The organism is Kluyvera intermedia (assembly GCF_034424175.1).
Taxonomy (GTDB): Bacteria; Pseudomonadota; Gammaproteobacteria; order Enterobacterales; family Enterobacteriaceae; genus Kluyvera; species Kluyvera intermedia.
Genome location: NZ_CP139986.1, coordinates 4296108 through 4320372 on the forward strand (window position 1 = coordinate 4296108; position 24265 = coordinate 4320372).

Annotated in this window: 17 protein-coding genes and 2 pseudogenes; 8 read left to right on the forward strand and 11 right to left on the reverse strand. The window is 55.8% G+C overall.

The window, feature by feature from the left end; translation table 11 throughout:
• Nucleotides 1-13 precede the first annotated feature (13 nt).
• From U0026_RS20710 to U0026_RS20745, 8 genes are all read right to left on the reverse strand, one after another.
• Nucleotides 14-1246, reverse strand: coding sequence for a protein-disulfide reductase DsbD family protein (locus tag U0026_RS20710; RefSeq protein ID WP_062775940.1), 1233 nt, complete (start codon nucleotides 1244-1246; stop codon nucleotides 14-16).
• 20 nt (nucleotides 1247-1266) lie between these two features.
• Nucleotides 1267-1818 carry a peroxiredoxin gene (locus U0026_RS20715; protein ID WP_062775938.1) on the reverse strand — a complete coding sequence of 184 codons (552 nt, stop codon included), beginning with the start codon at nucleotides 1816-1818 and terminating at the stop codon, nucleotides 1267-1269.
• A 218-nt stretch (nucleotides 1819-2036) separates the two neighbouring features.
• Nucleotides 2037-3416, reverse strand: coding sequence for an amidohydrolase family protein (locus tag U0026_RS20720; RefSeq protein WP_062775936.1), 1380 nt, complete (start codon nucleotides 3414-3416; stop codon nucleotides 2037-2039).
• A gap of 9 nt (nucleotides 3417-3425) precedes the next feature.
• Nucleotides 3426-4379: a carbamate kinase family protein gene (locus U0026_RS20725; protein ID WP_062775933.1), complete on the reverse strand. Its 954-nt coding sequence runs from the start codon at nucleotides 4377-4379 to the stop codon at nucleotides 3426-3428.
• 838 nt (nucleotides 4380-5217) lie between these two features.
• Nucleotides 5218-6633, reverse strand: coding sequence for a YlbE family protein (locus U0026_RS20730; protein WP_062779061.1), 1416 nt, complete (start codon nucleotides 6631-6633; stop codon nucleotides 5218-5220).
• A complete protein-coding gene (fdrA, locus tag U0026_RS20735) occupies nucleotides 6633-8180 on the reverse strand; it encodes an acyl-CoA synthetase FdrA (RefSeq protein WP_062779058.1) in 1548 nt (515 codons plus the stop codon). Before fdrA ends, U0026_RS20730 begins: the two co-directional genes overlap by 1 nt.
• The gene (locus U0026_RS20740) at nucleotides 8158-9033 is read right to left on the reverse strand and encodes an oxamate carbamoyltransferase subunit AllH family protein (RefSeq protein WP_062779055.1); all 876 of its coding nucleotides are present in this window, start codon (nucleotides 9031-9033) and stop codon (nucleotides 8158-8160) included. Before U0026_RS20740 ends, fdrA begins: the two co-directional genes overlap by 23 nt.
• A 39-nt stretch (nucleotides 9034-9072) precedes the next feature.
• Entirely contained in the window at nucleotides 9073-9678 is a 606-nt protein-coding gene (locus U0026_RS20745) for an ankyrin repeat domain-containing protein (RefSeq protein WP_062779052.1), read from the reverse strand.
• 243 nt (nucleotides 9679-9921) lie between these two features.
• On the opposite strand from U0026_RS20745, the gene U0026_RS20750 reads away from it, so the two are divergent.
• Both U0026_RS20750 and U0026_RS20755 read left to right on the forward strand, forming a co-directional pair.
• Entirely contained in the window at nucleotides 9922-10416 is a 495-nt protein-coding gene (locus U0026_RS20750; RefSeq protein WP_062779049.1) for a DUF1097 domain-containing protein, read from the forward strand.
• A 145-nt stretch (nucleotides 10417-10561) separates the two neighbouring features.
• Complete coding sequence (locus tag U0026_RS20755) at nucleotides 10562-11488, forward strand: LysR substrate-binding domain-containing protein (RefSeq protein ID WP_062779047.1); 927 nt, start codon at nucleotides 10562-10564, stop codon at nucleotides 11486-11488.
• Nucleotides 11489-11687: 199 nt separating this feature from the next.
• On the opposite strand, the gene U0026_RS20760 is transcribed toward U0026_RS20755, so the two are convergent.
• The 3 genes from U0026_RS20760 to U0026_RS20770 all read right to left on the reverse strand — a co-directional run bounded on the left by U0026_RS20760 (nucleotide 11688) and on the right by U0026_RS20770 (nucleotide 16500).
• A complete protein-coding gene (locus U0026_RS20760; protein WP_062779045.1) occupies nucleotides 11688-12125 on the reverse strand; it encodes a hypothetical protein in 438 nt (145 codons plus the stop codon).
• Nucleotides 12126-12280: 155 nt separating this feature from the next.
• Nucleotides 12281-15580 carry a CapA family protein gene (locus U0026_RS20765; RefSeq protein ID WP_062779043.1) on the reverse strand — a complete coding sequence of 1100 codons (3300 nt, stop codon included), beginning with the start codon at nucleotides 15578-15580 and terminating at the stop codon, nucleotides 12281-12283.
• A 44-nt stretch (nucleotides 15581-15624) separates the two neighbouring features.
• Nucleotides 15625-16500, reverse strand: coding sequence for an alpha/beta hydrolase family protein (locus U0026_RS20770; protein WP_073971232.1), 876 nt, complete (start codon nucleotides 16498-16500; stop codon nucleotides 15625-15627).
• A 122-nt stretch (nucleotides 16501-16622) separates the two neighbouring features.
• On the opposite strand from U0026_RS20770, the pseudogene U0026_RS20775 reads away from it, so the two are divergent.
• From U0026_RS20775 to U0026_RS20800, 6 genes and pseudogenes are all read left to right on the forward strand, one after another.
• Nucleotides 16623-18257: pseudogene (locus U0026_RS20775) on the forward strand (Mur ligase); the annotation flags it as partial.
• 43 nt (nucleotides 18258-18300) lie between these two features.
• On the forward strand, nucleotides 18301-19002 hold the full coding sequence (gene lapG, locus U0026_RS20780; RefSeq protein ID WP_373859611.1) for a cysteine protease LapG: 702 nt from the start codon (nucleotides 18301-18303) through the stop codon (nucleotides 19000-19002).
• Between the two features lie 9 nt (nucleotides 19003-19011).
• Nucleotides 19012-20958 (forward strand): cyclic di-GMP receptor LapD, encoded by a 1947-nt coding sequence (gene lapD, locus U0026_RS20785; RefSeq protein ID WP_062779034.1) that lies wholly within the window; start codon nucleotides 19012-19014, stop codon nucleotides 20956-20958.
• 181 nt (nucleotides 20959-21139) lie between these two features.
• Entirely contained in the window at nucleotides 21140-21370 is a 231-nt protein-coding gene (locus tag U0026_RS20790) for a hypothetical protein (protein WP_241974036.1), read from the forward strand.
• Nucleotides 21371-21700: 330 nt separating this feature from the next.
• Nucleotides 21701-22072: pseudogene (locus U0026_RS22815) on the forward strand (retention module-containing protein); the annotation flags it as partial.
• Between the two features lie 130 nt (nucleotides 22073-22202).
• Entirely contained in the window at nucleotides 22203-24200 is a 1998-nt protein-coding gene (locus U0026_RS20800; protein ID WP_241973916.1) for a YML083C domain-containing protein, read from the forward strand.
• Nucleotides 24201-24265 lie beyond the last annotated feature (65 nt).

The following is a 24265-nucleotide window of genomic DNA, read 5'->3' on the forward strand; positions in this document are numbered from 1 at the left end:
CATGCCCGTTACCTCATGCTTTTTTACCGGATGCCTGATTCAGGGCGTTGACCACAATCGTCGGGGTCAGCACCTGCGGCAGCACTTTCGGGGCGCTGCCGTCCGCCGGGTAGACTACGTAGAGCGGCAAACCACCCTGCCCAAACGCGGTCATCGCGTCATCAATATCGGCGTTAAATTTGGTGGAGTCCGCCACCATGTAGATTGTATTCGTGCTCGCCAGCGCCTGCTTCACCGCCGCTGTGGAGAGCGACGTGCGCTCGTTTACCTGGCAGGTAATACACCAGGAGGCGGTGAAATCGACAAAGATAGCCTTGCCATGCCCGCGCATCTCCTCCACCGTCTGCGGCGACCACTTCACCTGGGTGATATTTTCCACGCGCGCAAGATCCGGCTGCGACGGCTGGACGTGCATCACGCCGGGCAGCGGGCTGACCGCAGCAATAAACAGCACCACCGTCACCGCCAGCAGCGCTTTATAGGATTTTCCGATATAGCGTCGGCGCTGGGCCATACCGTACAGCCACGCGGCAAAGCTCACCACTACGGCACAAATCAGCATCGCTAACAGCGCGGTGGTACCCGCTTGCTGCGTCAACACCCACACCAGCCAGGCAAACGCCCCGAGCATCGGGAACGCCAGGCCACGCTTGAGGATGTCCATCCATGCGCCCGGTCGCGGCAGATGTTTGGCGATGGCCGGGAACATCGAGACCAGCGTAAACGGCGCGGCAAAGCCTATCGCCAGCGACAGGAAAATCGCCAGTGAGGCCAGCGGAGGCTGCACCAGTGCATAGCCCACCGCGCCCGCCATAAAGGGTGCCGAGCAGGGTGTCGCCACCACAATCGCCAGCGCACCGGTTAGCGCAGAACGTACAAAAGCCCCGCTTCCTACCGAAATCTCCCCAGCTCTTTGCAACGACAAGCCCACTTCAAACACGCCGAGCAGATTCAGCGCCGCGCCCAAAATAATCAGCGCCAGCACGGCAATGACCATCGGCGACTGAAGCTGGAACCCCCAGCCGACGGCGGTACCACCGGCACGCAGCGCCAACAGTATGCCAGCCAGCACCAGCATGGTAAAAATCACGCCGAGCAAAAAGCCCAATCCTTCGGTGCGCGCACTTTTGGCATCACCCTCATGGCGCAAAATGCCCAGCGCTTTCAGTGAAATGACCGGGAACACGCAGGGCATCAGGTTGAGGATAATGCCGCCCACAAAGGCAGCCAGAATAGCAGTTAACATAGCGAACCCCGGCGGCTAAATTACGAGTGCGATTTCGCGTACAGCTTCACGGCATCCATCGCTTTCTGGATGTGTTCATCAGGGTTACGGTCGGTATAGCTCATCAGAATTTTGCCGTCCGGGGCGATCACAAACGAGGTACGGTCGGACAGCGTTTTGCCGTTCATCTGCATAAGCGTCTGGTACTGCGTCGCCACTTTCGCCCCTGGGTCTGCCGCCACGGTAAATTTATCCCGACACTCCAGCTTCGAGAACTCATCCACCTGGTCAACATTCCCGGCGGTCACGCCCACCACGGTTGCACCGAGCTTTTTGAAATCATCGGTGGCTTCGGCAAAGGCGTGCGCCTCAAGGGTACAGCCTTTGGTGAACGCAGCCGGAAAGAAGTAGAGCACTACCGGCCCTTTCTGCAAGGCCTGTTGCAGGGAGAAGGTCAGTGGCTTACCGCCGAGCGCGCCTTGCAGGCTGAAGTCCGGCGCTTTTGCGCCTGGTTCAAGGGCGGCATTCGCATTCATGGCGAAGAGAGAAAGGCTGAGTACGGCGGCGGCTGACAAGGTTTTTAAACGATTCATGGTCGACTCCATCAGGGGAATAAAGGTGCTCTGTACATAATAGTTCGCACGCTAAGGCCTGAAGGTTTCGGTCGGGGATAAAAAAATTTTAGGGGGAGTTCGAGCGCTCCCGGAGTCGGCGCGATACGGGTGCTATGTAGGCCGGATAAGCGCAGCGCCATCCGGCAGTATCGGCGCAGGTTGCCGGATGGCGGCGTTGCCTTGTCCGGCCTACAAGGTTATGCCACGCTTCCCCACACCAGCCGTCCTTTATGGAACGTTGCGGCGCGCGGAGAGATCCGCGCCACGGCTTCCGCCGAGCACGAGGCGTCCACCAGCACAAAGCTCGCCTCATCCTGCGCCTTGGGCCACACGCGCTCACCCTTCTCATTTAACGGCATCATGTCACCGGTCGCCAGGAACAGCGAGCGCGAGAGATTTTGTTCGTTCGGGCGGATGTAGAGTTGAGCGTACAGGTTGGCTTTTTCCAGCATATCGCCGAGGCCGTATGGCGCCCAATGATCGATGGCGCTATCGGTACCAGTCATCAGCGTCACGCCTTTGTCGCGTAGCTGTTTGAGCGGCATATGCAGCGTACCGATCGGCACCGTCGAGGCGATGGAAATCTGCTGCGCCGCCATCCGCGTCGCAATCTCATCAACCTGCTGTTCGTTCATCATTGCCAGCGCGAAAGCGTGGCTGATGGTCAGCTTGCCCTTGAGTTCTGGGGTTCTCTCTACGGTCTCCACCATATATTTCACCGCCGCCACGCCCGCGGGGCTGGTTTCATGAAGATGGATATCCACGCCTTTTTTATAGTCGATGGCAATCTGGAACATGGTGTCGAGGGACTTCTCCATTGCGCCATCGACGTTGGTCGGATCTAACCCGCCGACGTAATGCGCACCTGCCTGCATTGCTTCGCGCATCAGCGGTTCAGATTTCGATAACAGCAGGCCATGCTGCGGGAAGGCGACAATCTCACAGTCGAAATCAGCCTGACGTCGTGCCAGCACCGCCTGTAAATTTTCGAGGTTTTTCAGCCCGGAAACCGGCTCAATATTGCAGTGGCTACGGGCAATGGTAGTGCCTTTCGATTGCAGCAGATCAATCAGCTTCTCAGCCCGCTCCTGGGTGTACGGCTGGAGTTCAGGCAGCAGCTTTTGCTCGAGCTTTATCATATCCTGAATCGTGGTGCCCGCCGGGCGGTTGAGCGAGCGCCACGGGCCGCCGTAGAAGGTTTTGTCGAGGTGGATATGCATGTCGCGCATCGCGGGCAGCATCAGTTTGCCACCGGCATCATAGTGCGGCAGCGTGGCGTCCGGGTGGTTTTGATTATCGCGCAGGGCGACGATTTTGCCGTCCTGAATCTCCACGGTGTGACGCGCGGTACGGGTATGAACTGCCACCGCACCCTCATATTCAAAGCCCGTTTCGAGCAGCACGTTATCCAGATAGTAATGGCGGTCGGTGATGTTCATGGTTCCTTTGGTCTCGCAGGTCGCCGTGCCGGAAGTGGCAGCATACGCCACCGGGGCGGTCGCGCCAAACAGCGCGGCGGCGGTGACCATTTTGCCGCTGTGGCTCAAAAACTCACGGCGACTTTTGTTCTCTTTCATCGTCGTTCCTTAATGTTTGTGGATGATATGGGTGCCCGTTTCACCGCGCAGAGCGGCGGGCAGGCAGTCCGGGGTGGTGATAATTACCCGCTTCCCACCGTGTTGTAGAAACTGTAGGCTGGCGACAATTTTTGGCAGCATGCTGCCTGCCGGGAAATGGCCTTCGTGCATGTAGCGAGTCATGGTGGCGATATCCACAAGCCCCAGCGCCTGCTGCTCAGGTTTGCCGAAGTGGACGCAGACTTTTTCCACACCGGTGGTGATCACCAGAATATCGGCGTGGATCTCGCGCGCCAGCAGGGCGGTGGAAAGATCTTTGTCGATCACCGCGTCCACGCTGTGATAATCCCCGTCATCGCCCAGCACCACCGGAATTCCGCCGCCGCCCGCGCCGATCACCACAAAGCCTTGTTGAGTCAGCGTTTTGATGGCTTCAGCTTCGACAATACGTTTCGGCTCCGGCGAGGCCACCACGCGGCGATAACCGCGCCCGGAATCTTCGACAAAGCGCCATGTTGGATTCGCGCTTAGCAGGGCATCGCGCTGTTCGGCGCTAAAAAATGCGCCAATCGGTTTGCTGGGATGGATAAAGCCGGGATCGTTTTTATCCACCTCCACCTGCGTCACCACCGTCACCGCTTTTTGCTCGCCGCGTTTCGCCAGGCGGTTATTCAGCGCCTGTTGAATCAGATAACCGATGCCGCCCTGAGTGTCGGCAACGCAGTTGGCAAGCGGAGTGAGCGGCAGCCCTTCGCGCTCGTGGGCAATCTCCGCACGACGCAGATCCAGCCCCACCTGCGGGCCGTTACCGTGCGTCAGCACGATGTTGTAATCCGATGCCAGCATCGCCAGCACCGTGTCCGCCACCGCTTTCACCGCCTCTGACTGATGTTCAATCGACTGGCTGGCGTTGTCTTTGATTATGCTGTTGCCGCCAATGGCAACGACCACAAGTTCTTTCATCGTGTAGGTTCCAGTGCAGAAGGTGATGTGATTATTGTTGTTGGACCAATCGTTGTAGCCCGGCCAAGCGCAGCGCAGCCGGGGATTTCCGGCTCCGTACCCGTTGTCCCCTCACCCTAACCCTCTCCCCACAGGGGAGAGGGAACCGTTAAGTGCGCCCGGATACCATGTAGCCCGGCCAAGCGCAGCGCCGCCGGGGATTTCAGGCTCCGTGCCCGTTGTCCCCTCACCCTAGCCCTCTCCCCACAGGGGAGAGGGAACCGTTAGGTGCACTTGGATACCATGTAGTCCGGCCAAGCGCAGCGCCGCCGGGGATTTCCGGCTCCGTACCCGTTGTCCCCTCACCCTAGCCCTCTCCCCACAGGGGAGAGGGAACCGTTAAGTGCGCTCGGATACCAAGTAGCCCGGCCAAGCGCAGCGCCGCCGGAGATTTCAGGCTCCGTGCCCGTTATCCCCTCACCCTAACCCTCTCCCCATGGGGGAGAGGGAACCGTTAGGTGCACTTGGATATCATGTAGCCCGGCCAAGCGCAGCGCCGCCGGAGATTTCAGGCTCCGTGCCCGTTATCCCCTCACCCTAACCCTCTCCCCATACGGGAGAGGGAACCGTTAAGTGCGCTCGGATACCATGTAGCCCGGCCAAGCGCAGCGCCGCCGGGGATTTCAGGCTCCGTGCCCGTTGTCCCCTCACCCTAACCCTCTCCCCACAGGGGAGAGGGAACCGTTAAGTGCGCTCGGATACCATGTAGCCCGGCCAAGCAAAGCGCCGCCGGGGATTTCAGGCTCCGTGCCTGTTATCCCCTCACCCTAGCCCTCTCCCCAGAGGGGAGAGGGCACAGTCAGGCGTTATAATGTTCGCACCAGCTCAGAATCGCTTTCTCGAAACAGGCGAACGGCGGGTGTACTATCCCGGCGCCAATCATGCCGATACCCGCATCTTTATGGGCAATGGCGGTGTTGATCACCGGCAGAATGCCGCTGCTACCCACGCGGGTGATGTCGATAGCCGTTGGCACGCCCATAAAGCCAAGCAGCGGAATCGTGACGTTCGGGTTTTCACCCAGCGTGATTTCACGCATCTGGCGGGAGAAGTCGATAGCCTCTTCCACCGTGCCACCCACCAGCGCCACAATCGCCGGGGCTGTCGCCATCGCAAAACCACCGATGCCGTAGGTTTCGGTAATCGCGCTGTCGCCGATATCCAGCCCCGAGTCTTCCGGTTTGTATCCGGCAAACATCGGGCCAATCACCTGCTGCGCCGGGCCGGTAAACCACTGCCCCGGTAGGCCGCTGACCCGCAGGCCGAACTCGACGCCGTTGCGCGCCATGGTGGTGACCACGGTGCTGTACTCGATACCGTGCGCCGCGTCCATCGCCGCTTTGCACATCGCCATCCACGTCGGGCCTGAGAAGTAGTCGCTACTGGCGACAAACTCAAACACTTCGCGCTGCTGCTCAACGGAGTAACCCGCCTGAATAATCCCCGGCGTCAGCGCCTGAATCAGCAGAGTGGTACCCGCGTTGTTGCGGTTATGACACTCGTCGCCCATATGCAGCGCCTGGGCCAACATTAAGCGCAGGTCGATCTCGCCGATGATTTTCATCGCGTCGCGCAGCATCGGGCCCTGCACATCGCGCATCCAGTTCAGACGGTCGATCACGCTCTGGTCGTTGGCCCCCATGCGCAAGATCTTCGCCATCTGCTCGCTCATATTGGTATAAGCAATGTTGCCGTAGGTCTTGTTTTCGACGATATGCATAAACATCGAGGCCGAAGTGACGCCCGCCATCGACCCCACGCAGTCGTGCTCGTGGCACGGCGAGAAGGTGATTTCGCCGGAAGCCGCCAGCGCCGCCGCGTCGTCGATATCCTTCGCCAGCCCTTCAAACACCAGCGCCCCGGTGACCGCGCCTTTCATCGCGCCACACATATTTTCCCACTGCACCGGCGGGCCAGCGTGGAGGATCGTTTTCGGCGTCATGCCCGGCACCACGTTAATCGCCTGGTCAAAACCAATCAGCACCGGGTGCGACTGAATAATGCGCTCCAGCGCCTGCTGGTTAGCGGCGGCAATTTTGTCTGCCAGCGGTGAATCGGCAATGCTGTCCAGCGCCTTCACAATCTGCATATTGCCCTGCCCCGGCGGCGTCCAGTCGAGCTGGGCGACGTCGACATGCTGCTTTTTCAAATCATCGCTGAACAGGGCAATGCCTACGTTAATCACGTTCAACGGCTGGTTAAATAACTGGCTCATCAGGCATTCTCCCCTTTGCAGATAAATTCACGTGCCAGCAAACCGGTATTGGTGCTGCTGCTGGCGAGGACAACGCCCGCGTCGGTTAGCAACTGGCGCTGTTTTTCCAGCGACGGCGTATCGAGATCGGTACCCAGCACGTAGGCGAGGATCACCAGCTCACGGTCATCAGCGGCGGCGATCGCTTTTGCTTCGCGGATCGCCTCGATCGTTGAACCCACCGGATCCTCGTGCGATCCGAACCCCAGCACGAAATCCATCACGATCACGCCAACTTGCGGATCGCGCGCTTCCTGAATCAGGCGGCTGATGCGATTGGTCGGGTCGATCATCGGGTGCGGTTTGCCGTTGGTGAAATCGTCATCGCCAAAGTCGAGGAAGGTGTGTTTGACGCTGCGGTTAATGTCCGTCAGACGGAAGGCCGGATCCGGCTGAATATTGCTGTAGACGTCGCCGTGTTTTTCCATCACCGCAAACATCGTTTCGTCACACAGCGTGCCGCCGCAGAACAGGCCGCGAATGTATTTTTGCTGTGGCGTGAGCTTGCCGCGCACCTCAGCAATCAGCGCCTCGTTAAGCGGGTTAAGGTCGAGCGAGGCTTTCTCCACACCGCTCAGCAGAACCGCTTTCAGCGCTGCGTCTTTGGTCCCGCGCGCAAACTGTAGCCCTTGTTCATCAGCCGGAGGCTCAGCGCGGCCAAGGAAGCAGGCGACCACCGGTTTACGGCAGGCGCGGGCGCGTTCCACGACCTTGCGTGCCACCGCTGGAGCAGGTGGTTTAGACACCAGCACAATAATTTCGGTTTGCGGATCGTTTTCCAGCATGGTGATGGCATCAAGCATCATCAGGCCGCCAATTTTTTCGCTTAGGTCACGCCCACCGGTACCGATAAGCTGCGAGATGCCACCGCCGAAGTCGTGAATGCGCACGCTCAGCTCCTGGCTGCCGGTGCCGGATGCGCCAATAATGCCAATATTGCCGCGACGTACCGCGTTACCAAAACACAGCGCCGCGCCGTTAATGATGGCGGTGCCGCAGTCCGGCCCCATCATCAGCAGCCCTTTTTCATGCGCCAGTTGCTTAAGCGCCAGTTCATCTTCAATCGACACGTTGTCGGAGAACAGCATCACGTTCAGGTCGTTTTGCAGCGCCTGACGCGCTTCACGGGCGGCGAACAGACCATTGACCGAAATCACCGCCAGATTGCTGTCCGGAATGTGTTTTTTGGCACTGGCAAGGGTGGCGTAGCGCGCTTCGTGCGAGCCGCTGTCGGCCTTTTTAGTGAATAATTCTTCAATAGCCGCTAGCGTCTGATCGTTATCGGCACCGTCTTTGCCGTTGATGACAATCATCAGGTCACCGTTTTTTGCGCCATCGAGTTCTGTCGTCAGCAGCCCGAGATTTTTCAGCACGCCTTTGTTCATCTCAGTCGCCATTGCCACAAATGCCTGCTCAACGCCGTCAAGCTGGTTGGCGCGTGTCGATATCGACATCAGCGACACGGAATCAAAATACGTGTTCTTTTTAATAACTATTTTGACTGACATAATTCCCTCCATACGTTTGGCTCAGTGCGCAGGCGTCCGCCATGCCGTAAAGCATGTCGCAGCCGGAACTTGAGCCAATATTTTTGATATTGGCGATAGCCTGGATAGAAAAATAGGTGGGTTCATTAATGATATTATTAATAAGCCCGTAAAGACTTTCGCGATAGCGCTGTTCAAATGCGGCCTCCAGCGTTATGGCGCTGAGCAGCGTGGTATTTTTATTCGTGGCCTGAAGTGCGGCTAAAAAATCGGTTTTATATTTTTCTGCCGGATGCCCCGGTATAAATAAAACCGTACTCAGCCCCACTAAATAATCATCAGCCGACGGTGTTAAGCCGATACCCAAACCAATCATATTGGCAACCGCCGCGCTAATATTTTTACCGCTTTGTAATGCGTTAATTAATGTAAGACGTCGCTGCTGTAATTGTGTTGATATCGCTTGATAAAAGGGATTATCGCCCTGTCCAAGAAATAATGTCTCGTGATCCTGTAGCTGCTGGCGAATAACATCGTGCCAGCGTTGCCAGGGGATCTGAAAGAACCTGTCGGTATTCAATTGCAGTTCCGGCGGCTGCCAGCGTTGGCAGGAAGCGGTATCTATCCATTTATCCTCACCAATTGTGATACCTGAAAACTGAAACTGAACCGACTCGCCAGGCCGGAAAAGGCCTTCAAAGTGAGTGAGTGCCAACCTACTGCTATAAGGGGCGTTATCACAGGTTTCACATAACAACGTCAGCAACCGCTGCTGCGCCGGGAAGTAGATATTTACCGCCCGGGAGAAAACCTGTTCAACCCGCCCAACGCCGCGCTCGGACAAAAAGCGCGAATCCGCAGTTAGCGCTTGCACACACCGCCGTATTGGGGTGTCGATAGCGGTTCTCCTGGGTCAAGCTCCAGCAGCAATAAGCAACTGGGCAATTTCCTCAAATCCCTTCTCCCGCGCCAGTTCCAGCGGGGTTTTGCCATATTTATCGGTCATGTGCGGGCTCGCGCCGTGCTCCAGCAATAACGCCACAATCGCCTGCTGGGTTTCACCACCGTCGTTCAGTACAATGGCTTCCAGCAGCGGTGTCCAGCCAACAAAGTTGGTGTGATTGAGGTTAATTGCCGTGCGATGCAAAAGCTCCTGGACGATATCAAGATGGCCTTTTTCACACGCGGGCGTGAGCCCTACGCCGCCAAAACGGGTCAGGCGATTCAAATCCGGGCGTGCCGGTATAATTAAACGCAGTAGCGTTAAATCATTATTCAGGCAGCAAATCAGGAAAGGGTTTAAACAGGTGTGATCTTGTTTATTAATATCAGCGCCCGCGTCAATTAAGGTGGCCACGCAATCATATTTTTTATTCAGGCTCGCCAGCGTAATGGCGGTTTGCCCCTGGCGATTAACAGCATTAATATCGACACCCTGACGCAGACAGGATTTTAATTTTGCCAGCTCACCTTGTTGCGCTGCTAACAGATAATCAGCAATCAGATTGGTATTGGTCATTCTCATTCCCCTGATTTTTGTGGCTGTTTTTTGATGAATGGAGAATAGCAATGAAATTCATAGAAAAGAACCCGCTTAAATTTTATTCGCCGTAACCCGCCTCATTATTGAAAATAATTTAATAATCCGTACAGACTGTGCAGTGGTGCACCCTTTATCTCTTTGCCACGATGCCCCTTAACTCAATCGGGTTTTCTTTCTATATAGTTTCAGCACGAAACCACTATACGAGAGGAAATCATCATGAACGGACTCACCGCAACGGGCATTACTGTTGGGATCTGTGCAGGTCTCTGGCAAATGGTGTCCTCGCAGGTTGGGCTCGCACCTGGCTGGGAGTTACTCGGTACCATCGGGTTTGTCGCGTTCTGTAGTTTCTATGCGGCGGGCGGCGGTAACACCGGTTTTGTAAAGAGCCTGTTTGTGAATTACTCCGGGGCCGTGTGGGCGTTTCTGGCGGCGATGGCCTCCGGTTGGCTGGGGTCGGTAAGCGGCTTGTCGCCTTTCTGGGCTAGTGTGGTCATGACGGTGCCGTTCTCCGCCATGGTGGTCTGGCAGGGCCGATTCTGGCTCACCTCATTTATCCCAGGCGGCTTTCTTGGCATGACGCTGTTTTTCGCCACCGGGCTGAACTGGTGGGTCACGTTGCTCGGCTTTCTGGCGGGAAACTGCGTGGGGATTATCTCGGAATATACCGGACGCAAGCTAAGCGAGGCCACCTCGAAAGAGGCCGGATAAGCGCAGCGCCATCCGGCAGCATGCCACAGAGGTGCCAAATAGACGCATAAACGGCGGTTTTAAAAGTTATTCAAAAATGATTGCTCAATCATAAGCACTGCCAATACATTCATCAGTGGATCTCACTGATGGCAGGAGTGCGCGGATGAACTCAATTTTTACCGAAGAAAACCTGCTGGCGTTTACCACCGCCGCGCGGTTTGGCAGCTTTAGCAAGGCAGCGACGGAGCTGGGGCTGACCACCTCCGCCATCAGCTATACCATCAAGCGGATGGAAACCGGGCTGGATGTGGTGCTGTTTACCCGCAGCACGCGCAGTATTGAACTCACCGAGTCCGGTCGCTATTTTTTCCGCAAAGCCAGCGATCTGCTTAATGATTTCCATGCGATCAAACGCAGCATTGATACCATCGCCCAGGGAATTGAGACCCGCGTGCGCATCTGTATTAACCAGTTGCTGTATACGCCAAAGCACACCGCCCGACTGCTTCAGGTATTGAAAAAGCAGTTTCCGACCTGTCAGATAGCGGTGACCACCGAGGTCTATAACGGCGTGTGGGATTCGATCATTAATAACCAGGCCAATATCGCCATTGGCGCGCCGGATACCCTGCTGGACGGTGGCGGCATTGATTACACCGAGATTGGCGCGATTCGCTGGGCATTTGCTATCGCCCCAACTCACCCGCTGGCATTTATGCCGGAGCCCATTTCAGAAAGCCAGCTGCGGTTGTATCCCAACATCATGGTTGAAGACACTGCGCACACCATCAACAAAAAGGTCGGCTGGTTACTGCACGGTCAGGAGTCGATCCTGGTGCCGGATTTCAACACCAAATGCCAGTGCCAGATCCTCGGAGCGGGAATTGGTTTTCTGCCGGATTATATGGTGCGAGAGGCGCAGTCGTTACTGGTGACCCGCCAGATCCACAATCCACGTCAGGATTCGCGAATGCTGCTGGCAACCCAGCACTCAGCCACTGGGCAGGTGACGCAGTGGATTAAGAAGGAATTTGGGGCGCAGGGGGTGTTGACGCAAATCTATCAGGATCTTCTTCACCGCAAAGAATAACGGCTATTGCACAATGTTCTGAAGACTCGACCAGCCTCCTCACCCTAACCCTCTCCCCATAGGGGCGAGGGGACCGTTCGGTGTACGAATGATAGGACTGTTCTTACAAACTGGCACTATGTACTCCCTCTCCCTTTCAGGGAGAGGGCTGGGGTGAGGGTAAATACACTGAACATACAAATTGTTCTTTTCGCGCACATCACGTGCACATATAGCGAAACGGCCCCGGCTCGCACCGGCGCAGGATGACGTTCAGTCTGTTTTCTTTGAGGGTGTACATGCCACCGGAATACGGGTCGACGATAAACCACCCCGGAATGCCCCCAAAGATAAGGTTGCCAAAGGTGTACCAGTGACTGAGACGATATTCGAGCGGCACGATGCTGGAGTGATATCCCTCATGCTTTACCGTCAACGTATATTCCCGCTTGCCAAAATAACTGCCGTCGTTTTTTTTCAGGATAACCGATGTCGGCGTACTGCCCTTCGCTACAATATTGCCAACGCTATCCACGACGCTGAATGCCGTATTCGTCGGGAAGCTATTAATATAAACCGCTTCATCATCGCTTCCGACGATTGTGGCGCAGCCGGTGAGTAAAAAGGGCAATAACAAGACAAAAGCAAATCGCTTCATGATCAACACTCCAGTTCAATACCCGATAAAAGCGGCTGAAATGGAGGCTAACTTAAACCTGAAAACGATTTCCCAACATCGCAGCCGGATAAGGCGTTTACGCCGCCATCCGGCAATCAAGCCCGCGTTGCCCGATAGCGCTGCACTTACCGGGTCTACAGGCAGGAACCAAACTGAGCGGGCAGCGGCAAGATAATCACCCGACGCCCTTCAGCCAGCGTTTCAATCCTCGCGCCGTCATCAGTAAAGGTCACGCCCTGAGTTTTAAGGGCGGCGATCGCCTGTTCAAACTCATCGTTCGTAACCGGCCTTGGCTGCCAGAAAGTTTCCGGGTTTTGCGTGTAGATGGGATGAAGCTGAAGCTGCGGCTGTACACCGCCTAGCAACAAGCGGACGATAAAACTAAACGGCGGCACGCCGCGCTGCCGGTACTCGCCGTTGCTGTTGAACACACCGTTGCCAATACTGTAGGCCACCCAGCTATCGCCAAGTCGTTCAAATTCACCCAGCATATGTGGGCCAGAGCCAATAATCAGATCGGCCCCCGCCAGCGTCAACCGTCTTGCCAGCTGCCTTTGCATCGGCAGCGTCCAGCGGTAATCCTGCCCCCAATGGGCCAGTACCACGCTGGTGATTGACGGGGAGGCAGCTTTGTCCGCGCGTAATTGTTCAATTAAGCCCCCGCTCAGGCAAGCCGCTCCCGCGCGGCGCGGTAAGGCATAGAAGGCGCAATCTTGCTCCATATAGCGGCGATACCAGTAGGCGCTGTAGAACTTAAAGGTTCTCCCGCCCAGCGTAAACACCAGCGGCGCCTCTGCCTGCTGGGCGTTCAGCCCGGCGCCAAAACTGGCAATCCCCCCTTGTTTCAGGGCCGAAAGCGTGCTCTCAACACCTGAAATACCGGCATCCATCACGTGATTATTGCCCAGCGCCACCGCATCAATGCCCACTTTTTTAAGCGCCGCAACCGACCGCAGCGGGGAGCCCGTCAGGCAAAACGGTTTACGCCCCTGCAAGCCGTTTTCGTTCTCAATGCTCAATGCCGCTTCAAAGTTGGCGATGGTGTAATCGCTGCCCTTGAGCAGTGGTGCTATGCCCTGGAACGAGTAGTCGTATCCGTAGCGCATCAGCGCATCATCCACCCCACGTCTGGCGCGCTGCGCGCTGTACCACTCGCCATAATAGGTATCCCCCACCAGCGTGATGGTCGACGGTTCATTCAAGGCTTGCGGGACGGGCGCGACAACGTCTTCCGCGTCTGGGGCCAGCAGCCCATCCAGCAAATAATCCAGTTGGAAAGCATCGCTAGCACCTGCGGCACAGGCCAGTAAGAGCGCGTTATCCCGACGTTGGATAGCAAATCCCCAGCACGGTGAACCGCCAGAAGCGAAGCTATAGCTAGCGCGGCCGTCAGACTGAATATTATTGAGTTTTTGATGCAGAACGCCGCCGATATCCTGTTCAAAATCGGCGAACCAGTGCAAAAAGTGGGGATACGTCTGATAAAAATAGCGAATCAATGACGCCACATCTTCAAGCGTCGTTCGCTGCCCCTGCTGGGTGCGGCCCGCCAGGTTATTGATATGTGTCTTTTGCATCCCAGCTTTATCCATCACCGCCGCTAAAACCGCTAACGGATCGGAGGACGGGGTAGAAAGCAGGCTGGCGAGATTCATGGCGGCGTCGCGGGCGTTGCTGATAAGCATCCCCTGCACCAGTGATTTCACACTGAAACATTGCCCGTCCTGCAGCCCGAGCGCCGGGCCTTGCGAAAGCACATTATCGGGCACGGTTTTCACCGATACCACATCGCTCAGGCGATACGTTCTGGCCAGAATACCGGAGGCCAGCGCCGTGCTTAGCAAGAGATGGCTCAAATGACGCGGATTAAAGGTCTTGTAGTGATGATTCGCGCGCAGCACGCTGCCATCGTTAAGATTCACGAGCAGCGTGGCAGAGTCGTCGCCTAACGACACCACCGTCGCTTTTGCATGGTCTTTCATTTTGCCAATGATGAGGTGGAAATCAGAGTCGCTCACGCTGCCTTTAACCAGCACCACATCACCATCACGCAGCTCGCCCAGCACCGTTTCTGACATTAAGTCGACGTCGGTAAAATAGCCGCCAACGATGTGTGCCGGAAGCTTATTCTTAAGCGCCAGCATCTCTTCGCCGTGCAAATACACCTTATCAAACCCCGCCGCCAGAATCGGCTCTGCCAGCGCCTCATGGCTAACCTGCGCCAGCTCGCCAAGCGTTGCCAGCCTTCCCAGCACCGCAATGCGCCGCTGGTTTTCACCGCGCGGATAGAGCGCCGCCACCTCCAGCCCGTTTTTCATCGAGATAAATGCGGCGTTATAGTTGTCATCAATCAACGTGACCGCGCCGCCCGTCGGCAGGCGCAGCGTTTCGGCTTGCAGCTTTTTCGCCACATTACGGAAATATGCCATCCGGTTAGCCGCCTGACCGGTGTCAACGCCCAGCAGATGAAGTGCGGCCAGAACGGCCACCGAATTCCCTGCCATGCCCCGGCCTGGAACATTCAGGCGATAGGTGAGCGATGTGCCCCTGAGATTGACGGTGATATCCGAACCGTGGGTATCCGCTTCATAAGCGGTAATGGGAATGTCCGCATCTGGATGAAAGCCGTAGGTCAGCACCGTAGCGCCATACCCCTCCACCTTCTGGCGAACATAGTCGTATTCCGCCATGTCCCGGTTGAGCACCGCGTAGCCTTCCGGTTTCATGCCCCGGCACAGGCGGGATTTAAAGCGCGCGGTGTCGCGTAAGCCTTTGACGTAGTGGCTTATCTGCGTCAGGCCAATTTCGGTGATGATGGCAACGTCGGCCTTAATACGCGAACCCACACCGCCGGACTCCATCCACAGTGCCGAAATCGCCACCTCCAGCGCAACATAATCAGGGTTGGTAATGCAGCGTGCCAGGCTCACCGCTGTCCCGGTACGGGTATTGTGGTTGCCTCGGGTGGCAATCACCGCCCCTTCCTCACTCAGCAGCATATTCAGCAAATCTTTGGTGGAGGATTTGCCGACCGTGCCGGTCACCGCAACCACTTTGCCATGCATACGGGCACGCGCTTCATCGGCCAGGATATTCAGCACATCGTAAGAATTCTCGACCACCAGTTGCGGAAATTCCGGCGGCAGCTCGGGGATAAATCGTTGCACGATAGCCCCGCAGAATTTCTCATGATGACGCTTGAGCGTCTCGTGTGTGTCTTTCCAGCCGGCATAAATGCCCGAGTTACCCGACCCTTTATGCCAGGTATCAGCATCAATAGCGACCAACAGATAACGACGGCCAGGCTGTTTGAGATCAAACGTTTTTAAAGCGATATCATCCGCAAACCAGCCCTCTTGCGGCAGCACGCTCCAGCGGCCATTTAACAGTTGGGCCAGCTCATCGGCTTGCCATCCCTGTACCTGTTTGTGCATGTCAGCTTCCTTGAAAGGGAGACTTCAAATGGGGTGTATTCAAATCATAATTCACATTGCTGTAAATTTTGTCGCAATGGGCTGGATTTTAACTGATGAAACTGGGGGGCGACCGCGGGCCATTCAATTAAGGACACCCAGTGCCCTTTTGCACGTAATGCGGTGGCGAATTTCACCTGCAAATCAAATGGCGTCACGCGATCCTGTAAATTACCGATAATCAGTATATGGCGCTTGGGGTCGGCCACTATTCCACTTATATGTTCGAGGGGATCGTAAGGATTGGCCAGGCCATTAATATCTTTATCGCGCTGGCTTTTTTCACCACGAATAACCCGTAAGCGTTCAGCTCTTTCCAAAAGCCCATACGCACCTGAGGTCAAAATCGCGCAGCGAATATCCTGACGTCCCAACGTTAATATTGCCGCTGCCGCCGTCGCGCCGCCGCTATGGCCGCTGAGAATAAAATTCTGCATCCCGTAGCGCTCACGTAAGCTCGTTAATGCCGCGTCAACCGCCATAAACTCCGCACGCTGACGCCGCTTCGCATGATTACCGCTGGAACCATAAGTGCCCGGACGCGCCAGGATAATGACCGGTAAGCCTATCTTTTCAGAGAGTTTTTGCGCCTGAAGATTGAGTGCCTCAACCGTATTATTAGGAATGTCTGCGGGGTCACGACGCATCAGCGTATCCCGGTCGCCGGATAGCACCACCACCACATTTTTCGCCGAGGTAAGATGGCCCGCGGAGAAATAGCGAATACAGGCGTTTCCACCCGCATAATTCACCCACAGCGCCTGCTGCTGAAGCGGGCACTGTGCTTCAACCGCTGGTTGATTCCAGAGAAGCGGCGGCGATGCCCATGCGGATAAGGAAATACTGAGACATAATATAAAAACAGCGATCCGTTTACGCACGTTCCACTCCAGTTCAACGTTGAATAAACATTTTCGACAGAATACACAAAGCGCCGGACATGGTGTTATTCTGGCCCGATAAAATGTTGTACAAGGATTGACTGGCGCAACAAGGAGAATAAATGTCACTGAGTCATTTACTTGCGCAGACCCGGCCACAGGTCGAACAGCTTGGTATTGCCACGCAACCTGCTCCCTTCCCGGGATTTATTCTTTTTCTGAGCGCAAGCAATGGTCAGGAACGCGCCTTTACCACTTACGCCTGCGGCCAAACGCTGGACGAAGCCTGGCTGGCGGCGGCCAACGATTTACAGCGCTGGGAAAGCCAACAAACTACTGCTCCCGTTTGGCTGCGCGTCGATCTGGTCGATAAAATTCAGACCCTACGTTGGGATCGCTTGCAGGAAAAACTGGCGCAAACCAAGCGTAATTACTTCCGCTTTGGTCTGAGTTTTACTCCCGATTTCCAGCACGCTATCCTCGAACAAGAAATTAACGCCAATGCGCTGCTGTATGACGGCAATGAAGGCGTCGCTACGCCCAATGCCACCAACCTGGCACATTACGCACACTGGCGTTTTGCTACAACATTGCAGTGGCCCGAAAGCGCAGAACAGCTTATCTGGCGCTTCACCACCCGCAGCCTGGTTTGCGATGGCGATCAGGTCTATCCCATTGAATTTAGCGGACGTAATGCCGGTTACCGCCGCCTGAACCATTGGCAGGAAGAGGCGCTCGAACCGATGATCTTCTCCGCCAGCGACTATCTGGCGCGCCAGGTGCAGGCCTCAGGGCGCTACGACTATGGCTGGTTCCCCTGCTTTGACCGGGCTATTCCAACCTACAACACCCTGCGCCATGCCAGCTCCACCTATGCGCTGCTGGAAGGCTGGGAGATCACACAAGATAAATCACAGTTTGCCGCCATTGAACGGGCGCTGCACGACCTCTCAACGTCACTGATTGAAACCCGCACTTTGCCAGATGGCAGCGACGCAGACTTCCTTGTCGATACCGGCGGTGAAATTAAACTTGGCGGGAACGCGGTCTGCATCCTGGCAATGACCAAATATACCGAGCTGACCGGCGATACGCGTTATCTGTCACAGATGGAACGGCTGGCCAACGGTATCGGGTTCATGCAAAAACCGGAGACCGGCGGATTCAATCATGTGCTGCACGCCGCCGATCTGTCGCTCAAAGCCGAACACCGTATTATTTATTACGATGGGGAAGCGGCCTTTGCGCTCATGCGCCTGTACGGACTGACCCAAACGCCGCGCTGGCTGGCCATCGTCGAACGTGCCATGGAACATTTCATCGCCCAAAAACACTGGCAGGCGCACGATCACTGGCTAAGTTACTGCGTCAACGAATTAACGCTCTATCGTCCTGAACTGCGCTACTACCAGTTTGGCCTCGATAATGTGCGCGATCACCTCGACTTTGTTATCGAACGGGTAACCACTTACCCAACCCTGCTGGAGCTGATGATGGCGGCGTCACGGATGCTGGCACGTCTGGCCGACTCAGAGCATCGCCACTTGCTGGATGATTTCGATATGGCGAAATTCGATTGGGCGCTAGAGTCGCGTGCTCGCTATCTTGCTAACGGTTTTTTCTGGCCGGAACTGGCGATGTTTTTCAAAAACCCGCCACGCATCGTCGGCAGTTTTTTCATTCGTCACCACAGCTTCCGGGTACGAATCGATGATGTAGAACACTACCTTTCCGGCTATGTTGCTTACCGCAAACACTGGCGTCATTCACATGGCGACACGGTGTAATACGTTGGGGTTTATCCTCTTTCAACGACACCACGTCCGGGATTTCTTTTCCCGCGAACGCTGGCTGCCGTTTTTTTTGGCGCTGCTGTTACTTGTTCCTCCGGATTTAGGGGCAGGCTGGGATTTTAATACCATCAATTCGCGTACCCAGCGGCTTTATGGCCCGGCGACCCCGACTGCCCAGCGCAATATCGACGCCTGGGAAACGTTGCTTAAACACCCTCCCCAAGGCAATATTCGAAATAAGCTAAACATCGTAAATCAGTTTTTTAATTCGCGGATACGCTTCGTTGATGATATTACGGTGTGGGGACAACAAGATTATTGGGCAACGCCAGTGGAAGCACTGCGTAAAGGCGCGGGCGATTGTGAAGACTATGCGTTGGCAAAATATTTTACCCTACGAGAATTGGGCGTTCCTGCCAGCCAATTAAGAATTACCTACGTTAAAGCATTACAATTAAATCAGGCACATATGGTTGTGACGTGGTACGCGACCCCAGATGCAATTCCGCTGGTTCTGGATAATCTCAAGCCCGCCATATTACCCGCTACCGCGCGCAGCGATCTGCTTCCCGTTTATTCCTTCAACGGAGAAGGGTTATGGATCCCGCAGGCCAGCGGCAGCAAGCGCGTAGGCGACAGTACCAAACTCTCCCGTTGGCAGGATCTTCTCACCAGGATGCGTGCAGAAGGATTTGTAATTAATGAATAGGAAGCAGACATGTCACTTTATAAACAGCTACTGATTGGCATCTGCCTGTTTACGCTGACGATTTTCTGCGGCAATTTTTTTGCCACACTGGAAAGCTCACGCGAGCAATATCATAACCAGCTGAGCGCCCATGCCCAGGATGCCGCCACGGCACTCGGTCTTTCTCTGACCGCAAATATTGACGATCCGGTGATGACTGAGTTGATGGTGAACTCCATTTTCGACAGCGGTTATTTCTATCGCATTCGGGTCATTGATATCAAAAGCGGTAAGCCGATTATTGAACGGCAAAACGTGCCACCAAGCGCCAACGTCCCCGGCTGGTTTGCCCGTATGGTGCAGCTAAACCCAGGCCAGGGTGAAGCCATGGTGATGCGCGGTTGGACACAGGCCGCTCGCGTTGAAGTGATAAGCCACCCGATGTTTGCGCTAACGCGCCTGTGGGAAAGTCTCGTCGCCAGTTTCCTGTGGCTGACCGGCTGTAGCGCTCTGTGCATCCTTGGGGCGATGCTTCTGTTGCGTCATCGTCTTCGCCCGCTCAATTATATCGTTGAACAGGCGATGGCTATCAGCCGCCGCGAGTTCCTGAGTCTGCCAGCGCTGCCTAAAACGCCAGAACTTCGCCGAGTGGTGGAAGCGACCAACATGATGGTCACTCAGTTAAAAGCGCTGTTCAGCGAACAGGCAAAACGCACCGAAAGCCTGCGTCAAGAGGCCTATAACGACAGTCTGACTGGCCTGAACAACCGCCGCGCATTCGACATGAAACTCCTCACCAAACTGAGTGATGAAGACCATGCCGACGGCAATCTGATACTGCTTCGTGTACAGGACCTGATGGGGCTTAACCAACGTTTAGGCGGCGCGAATACCGATAAACTGCTGAAGTCCGTCACTGATATTCTCAACAACCTACAACAGCGTTTCTTCCACAGTGAAGGCTTTGTCGCCCGCATACGCGGCGGCGAGTTCGCCATCATCACCGCGCCAGTGTTAGCCACTGAAATGGAGAGTTTTGCGAGCGCCCTCAATACCCAGCTCAAAGCGTTGTACGAAACGGGATTAAGCGACGTGAATCCGGTAGCGCACTTTGCTGAGATCTCCTTCCGCTTTGGCGATTCACCACAGACAATCCTGCGACAGGCAGACCAGATTCTGGTTGCCGCTGAAGCCGATATGCGTACCTTTGTCGATCCTGAAAACGTCGAAAAACTGGCGCCGGATGAAGACCATCATCACTGGCATCAGCGTCTGAGCGCCATTCTGGATAAAGAAGCGTTCGAGCTATATTCCCAACCCGTTTATCAATGCAATGATCAACATATTGTTTTACACCGAAAAATTCTGGCGCGTATTAAAACCGAGGATGGCGAGATTATTCCAGCGGGCCGCTTTATTCCGTGGGTTCGCCGTCTGGCGCTAGGCCGACGTATGGATGTGGTGATGTTAAAGCAGACGCTCCGCGCGATGGAAAGTACCACTCACGCCTTTGCGCTGAGTATCAGCGGGGAGAGCGTGGCGGACGATGAGAGCCTCAATGCCCTGCTCCAGCCGCTTAAATCCGCGCGCCACCTAACCTCAAGATTGACGCTTGAACTCGACGAAAACGAACTGCCCGATCCGGAACGCGTTAGCGTGCTGGTGAAAAAGTTGCAGGATCTCGGCTGTGGCCTCGGCATCCAGCACTTCGGGGGCCGCTTCCATCTCATTGGTAACCTGCCTCAGTGGGGGCTTGCCTGGATCAAAGTGGACGGTGGGTACATTCATCGTATTGACGAAGAAGACGATAAAAAGCTATTTATCGAAGCCATCTACTGGGCGACACGGCAGATCAACCTGCCGCTTATCGCCGAACGTGTGGAAACAGAGGGTGAGCTAGCGGTACTGGAAAAAATAGGTCTGTACGGTGCAATGGGGCGTTATTTCAGCGACGCCAGCACGCTAGATCCTAAATAATTTGCGCTGCTGTCATTAGACCTGCAACGTGAAGTATGGCGGGCATACAATAAATCTCAGGAGAGCAACCATGCATTTTATCGAACGCGATGGTGAAGGACGGATCGTGCGGGTTGAAGCCGTTGAATTCAGCGGCATGACGGAAAGAAGCGAGAATTTAACGCCAGAAATCAGCGAATGAATTAAAGTGGAAGGCATCCGCGCCGCGACATTACAGCAGCTCCAGCAGAGCGATCTGGACATGGTTCGTGTGCTGGAAGACCTTATTGAAGTCCTGATGAGTAAGGGCGTCATCAGTATTACTGACCTGCCACCAGCCGCGCAAAATAAACTGTTGAACCGCGCCCAGGCACGTCAAACGCTCAGCGGTCTGGAAGGACTTATTGGCGATGATGATGAAAGACTCATCTAATCATTCGTATTATTAACTATTTCAGGCGTAAAATAGTACGCCTGAAATATCATTAGCTCCCTAACCATGCTTTTTTAATTCCTCTCTCCCTACCAATATTTCACAAGACATTTAGATTGAAACCACATTAAAATCAAAGAATATATTCCTCCTCCGTAATAACCTCGTAAGAGGTTATAAATATTGCATATTGCTGATGTTTTTCAGTGAAAATATAAGTCAAATTAATCTATCCAACTGAATTACATCGAATAGATCAACAATAGATGCAATCTTTTATTTGTGATTTTGCAGTTAAGGAAGAACTGCAAACACCGTGGGGAGTGTCATATGAGCGGTATAGCCGGAACAATAAAAACCATCATTGGGCAGGTTTTTGCCATTGCGCCTGACGGGAGTCGCCGTTTATTGGTAGAGGGCGACAAAATCCAGACTGGCGAGCAGATTGAGACAGGCGCAAACGGCGCCGTCACCCTGACACTCTCGAATGGGAAAACGTTCGATCTCGGGCGCGATAGCCACTGGGAAGGCGAGCATAATCTCTCACCAACCCCCTCTTCTACGGATCAAACGGATATTGCTGCCATTCAGCAAGCGATAGCCGACGGTCAGGATCCAACACAACTTCTGGAAGCCACCGCCGCTGGCCCGCAATCCCCAACCGGGAGCGGCGAACCCGGCGCTGGTGGCGCGCACACGCACGTTATCCTCGACCTGACTGGCGAGATTGTCGATCCCACCGCTGGCTACCCCACCCAAGGTCTGGACTTCCCCGATACCCCGGTAGCGGAAGAACTCACGATTCTGAATAACGCGGACGCGGATAATTCGCGTGATGATGGGGACGCCGATGCTGATGCGGACGCCGATTCCGATGCGGATGCAGATGCGGATGCCGACGCTGATGCCGATGCCGATGCGGACGCCGATTCCGACGCGGACGCTGATGCAGATGCGGATTCAGATGCGGACGCCGACGCCGATTCTGATGCGGACGCCGATTCCGACGCGGATGCAGACGCAGACGCGGACGCCGATGCGGATGCGGATGCGGATGCAGATTCCGACGCAGATGCGGATGCAGATGCAGATGCGGATTCAGACGCAGACGCGGATGCGGATTCCGACGCGGACGCCGATTCCGACGCAGATGCGGATGCTGATTCCGATTCGGACGCGGATGCAGATGCAGATGCAGATGCAGATGCTGATGCTGATGCGGATTCCGATGCAGACGCAGACGCAGATGCGGATGCCGACGCGGATTCAGATGCCGATGCTGACGCCGATGCAGATTCCGATGCTGACGCCGATGCAGATGCGGATGCGGATGCAGATTCCGACGCGGACGCCGATGCCGACGCGGATGCAGACGCAGACGCGGACGCGGATGCAGACGCGGATGCAGATTCCGATGCAGACGCCGATGCAGACGCGGACGCAGATGCCGATGCTGACGCAGATGCCGATGCTGACGCAGATGCCGATGCTGACGCAGATGCCGATGCGGACGCAGATTCCGATGCGGATGCAGACGCGGACGCGGATGCAGATGCGGATTCCGATGCAGACGCGGACGCTGATGCGGACGCTGATGCGGATGCGGATGCGGATGCGGATGCGGATGCCGATGCGGACGCCGATGCAGATTCCGACGCAGATGCAGATTCCGACGCAGATGCTGATTCCGACGCAGATGCTGATGCGGATTCAGACGCGGATGCGGATTCAGACGCAGATGCTGATGCGGATTCCGACGCGGACGCCGATGCTGACGCCGATTCCGACGCAGATGCGGATGCTGATTCCGATGCAGACGCCGACGCAGACGCAGATGCGGATGCCGACGCGGATTCAGATGCCGATGCTGACGCCGATGCAGATGCTGATGCAGATGCGGATGCTGATGCAGATTCCGACGCAGACGCCGATGCTGACGCAGATGCCGATGCAGATTCCGACGCAGATGCCGATGCAGATTCCGACGCAGATGCCGACGCGGATGCAGATTCCGACGCAGACGCCGATGCGGATGCAGATTCCGACGCAGACGCCGATGCGGATGCAGATTCCGACGCGGATGCTGATGCCGACGCGGATTCCGATGCTGACGCAGATTCCGATGCAGATTCCGACGCGGACGCAGATTCCGACGCGGACGCCGATGCGGATGCAGATTCCGACGCGGATGCCGATGCGGATGCTGACGCGGATGCGGATTCAGACGCCGACGCAGATTCCGATGCTGATGCTGATGCAGATGCAGATGCAGATTCCGACGCAGACGCGGATGCCGATGCCGATGCTGACGCAGATGCCGATGCAGATTCCGACGCAGATGCCGATGCGGATGCAGATTCCGACGCGGATTCCGACGCCGACGCAGACGCCGATGCAGATGCCGATGCGGATGCTGACGCGGACGCCGATGCAGATTCCGACGCAGATGCCGATTCCGACGCGGACGCCGATGCGGATGCCGATTCCGATGCTGACGCGGATGCAGACGCCGATGCTGACGCAGATTCCGACGCAGATTCCGACGCAGACGCCGATGCGGATGCCGATTCCGACGCGGATGCAGATGCCGACGCGGACGCGGATGCTGACGCAGATTCCGACGCGGATGCTGACGCAGATTCCGACGCGGATGCTGACGCCGATGCAGACGCAGATTCCGACGCGGATGCTGACGCCGATGCAGATGCCGATGCTGACGCCGATGCAGATGCCGACGCGGATGCCGATGCAGATGCCGACGCGGATGCTGACGCCGATGCAGATGCCGACGCCGATGCAGACGCAGATTCCGACGCCGACATCACCCTAAACATCGACTTCACCGCCTCAACCGGTACAAAAGTCTCTGAAGTAAACGGCGGCAGTAAAGATCCC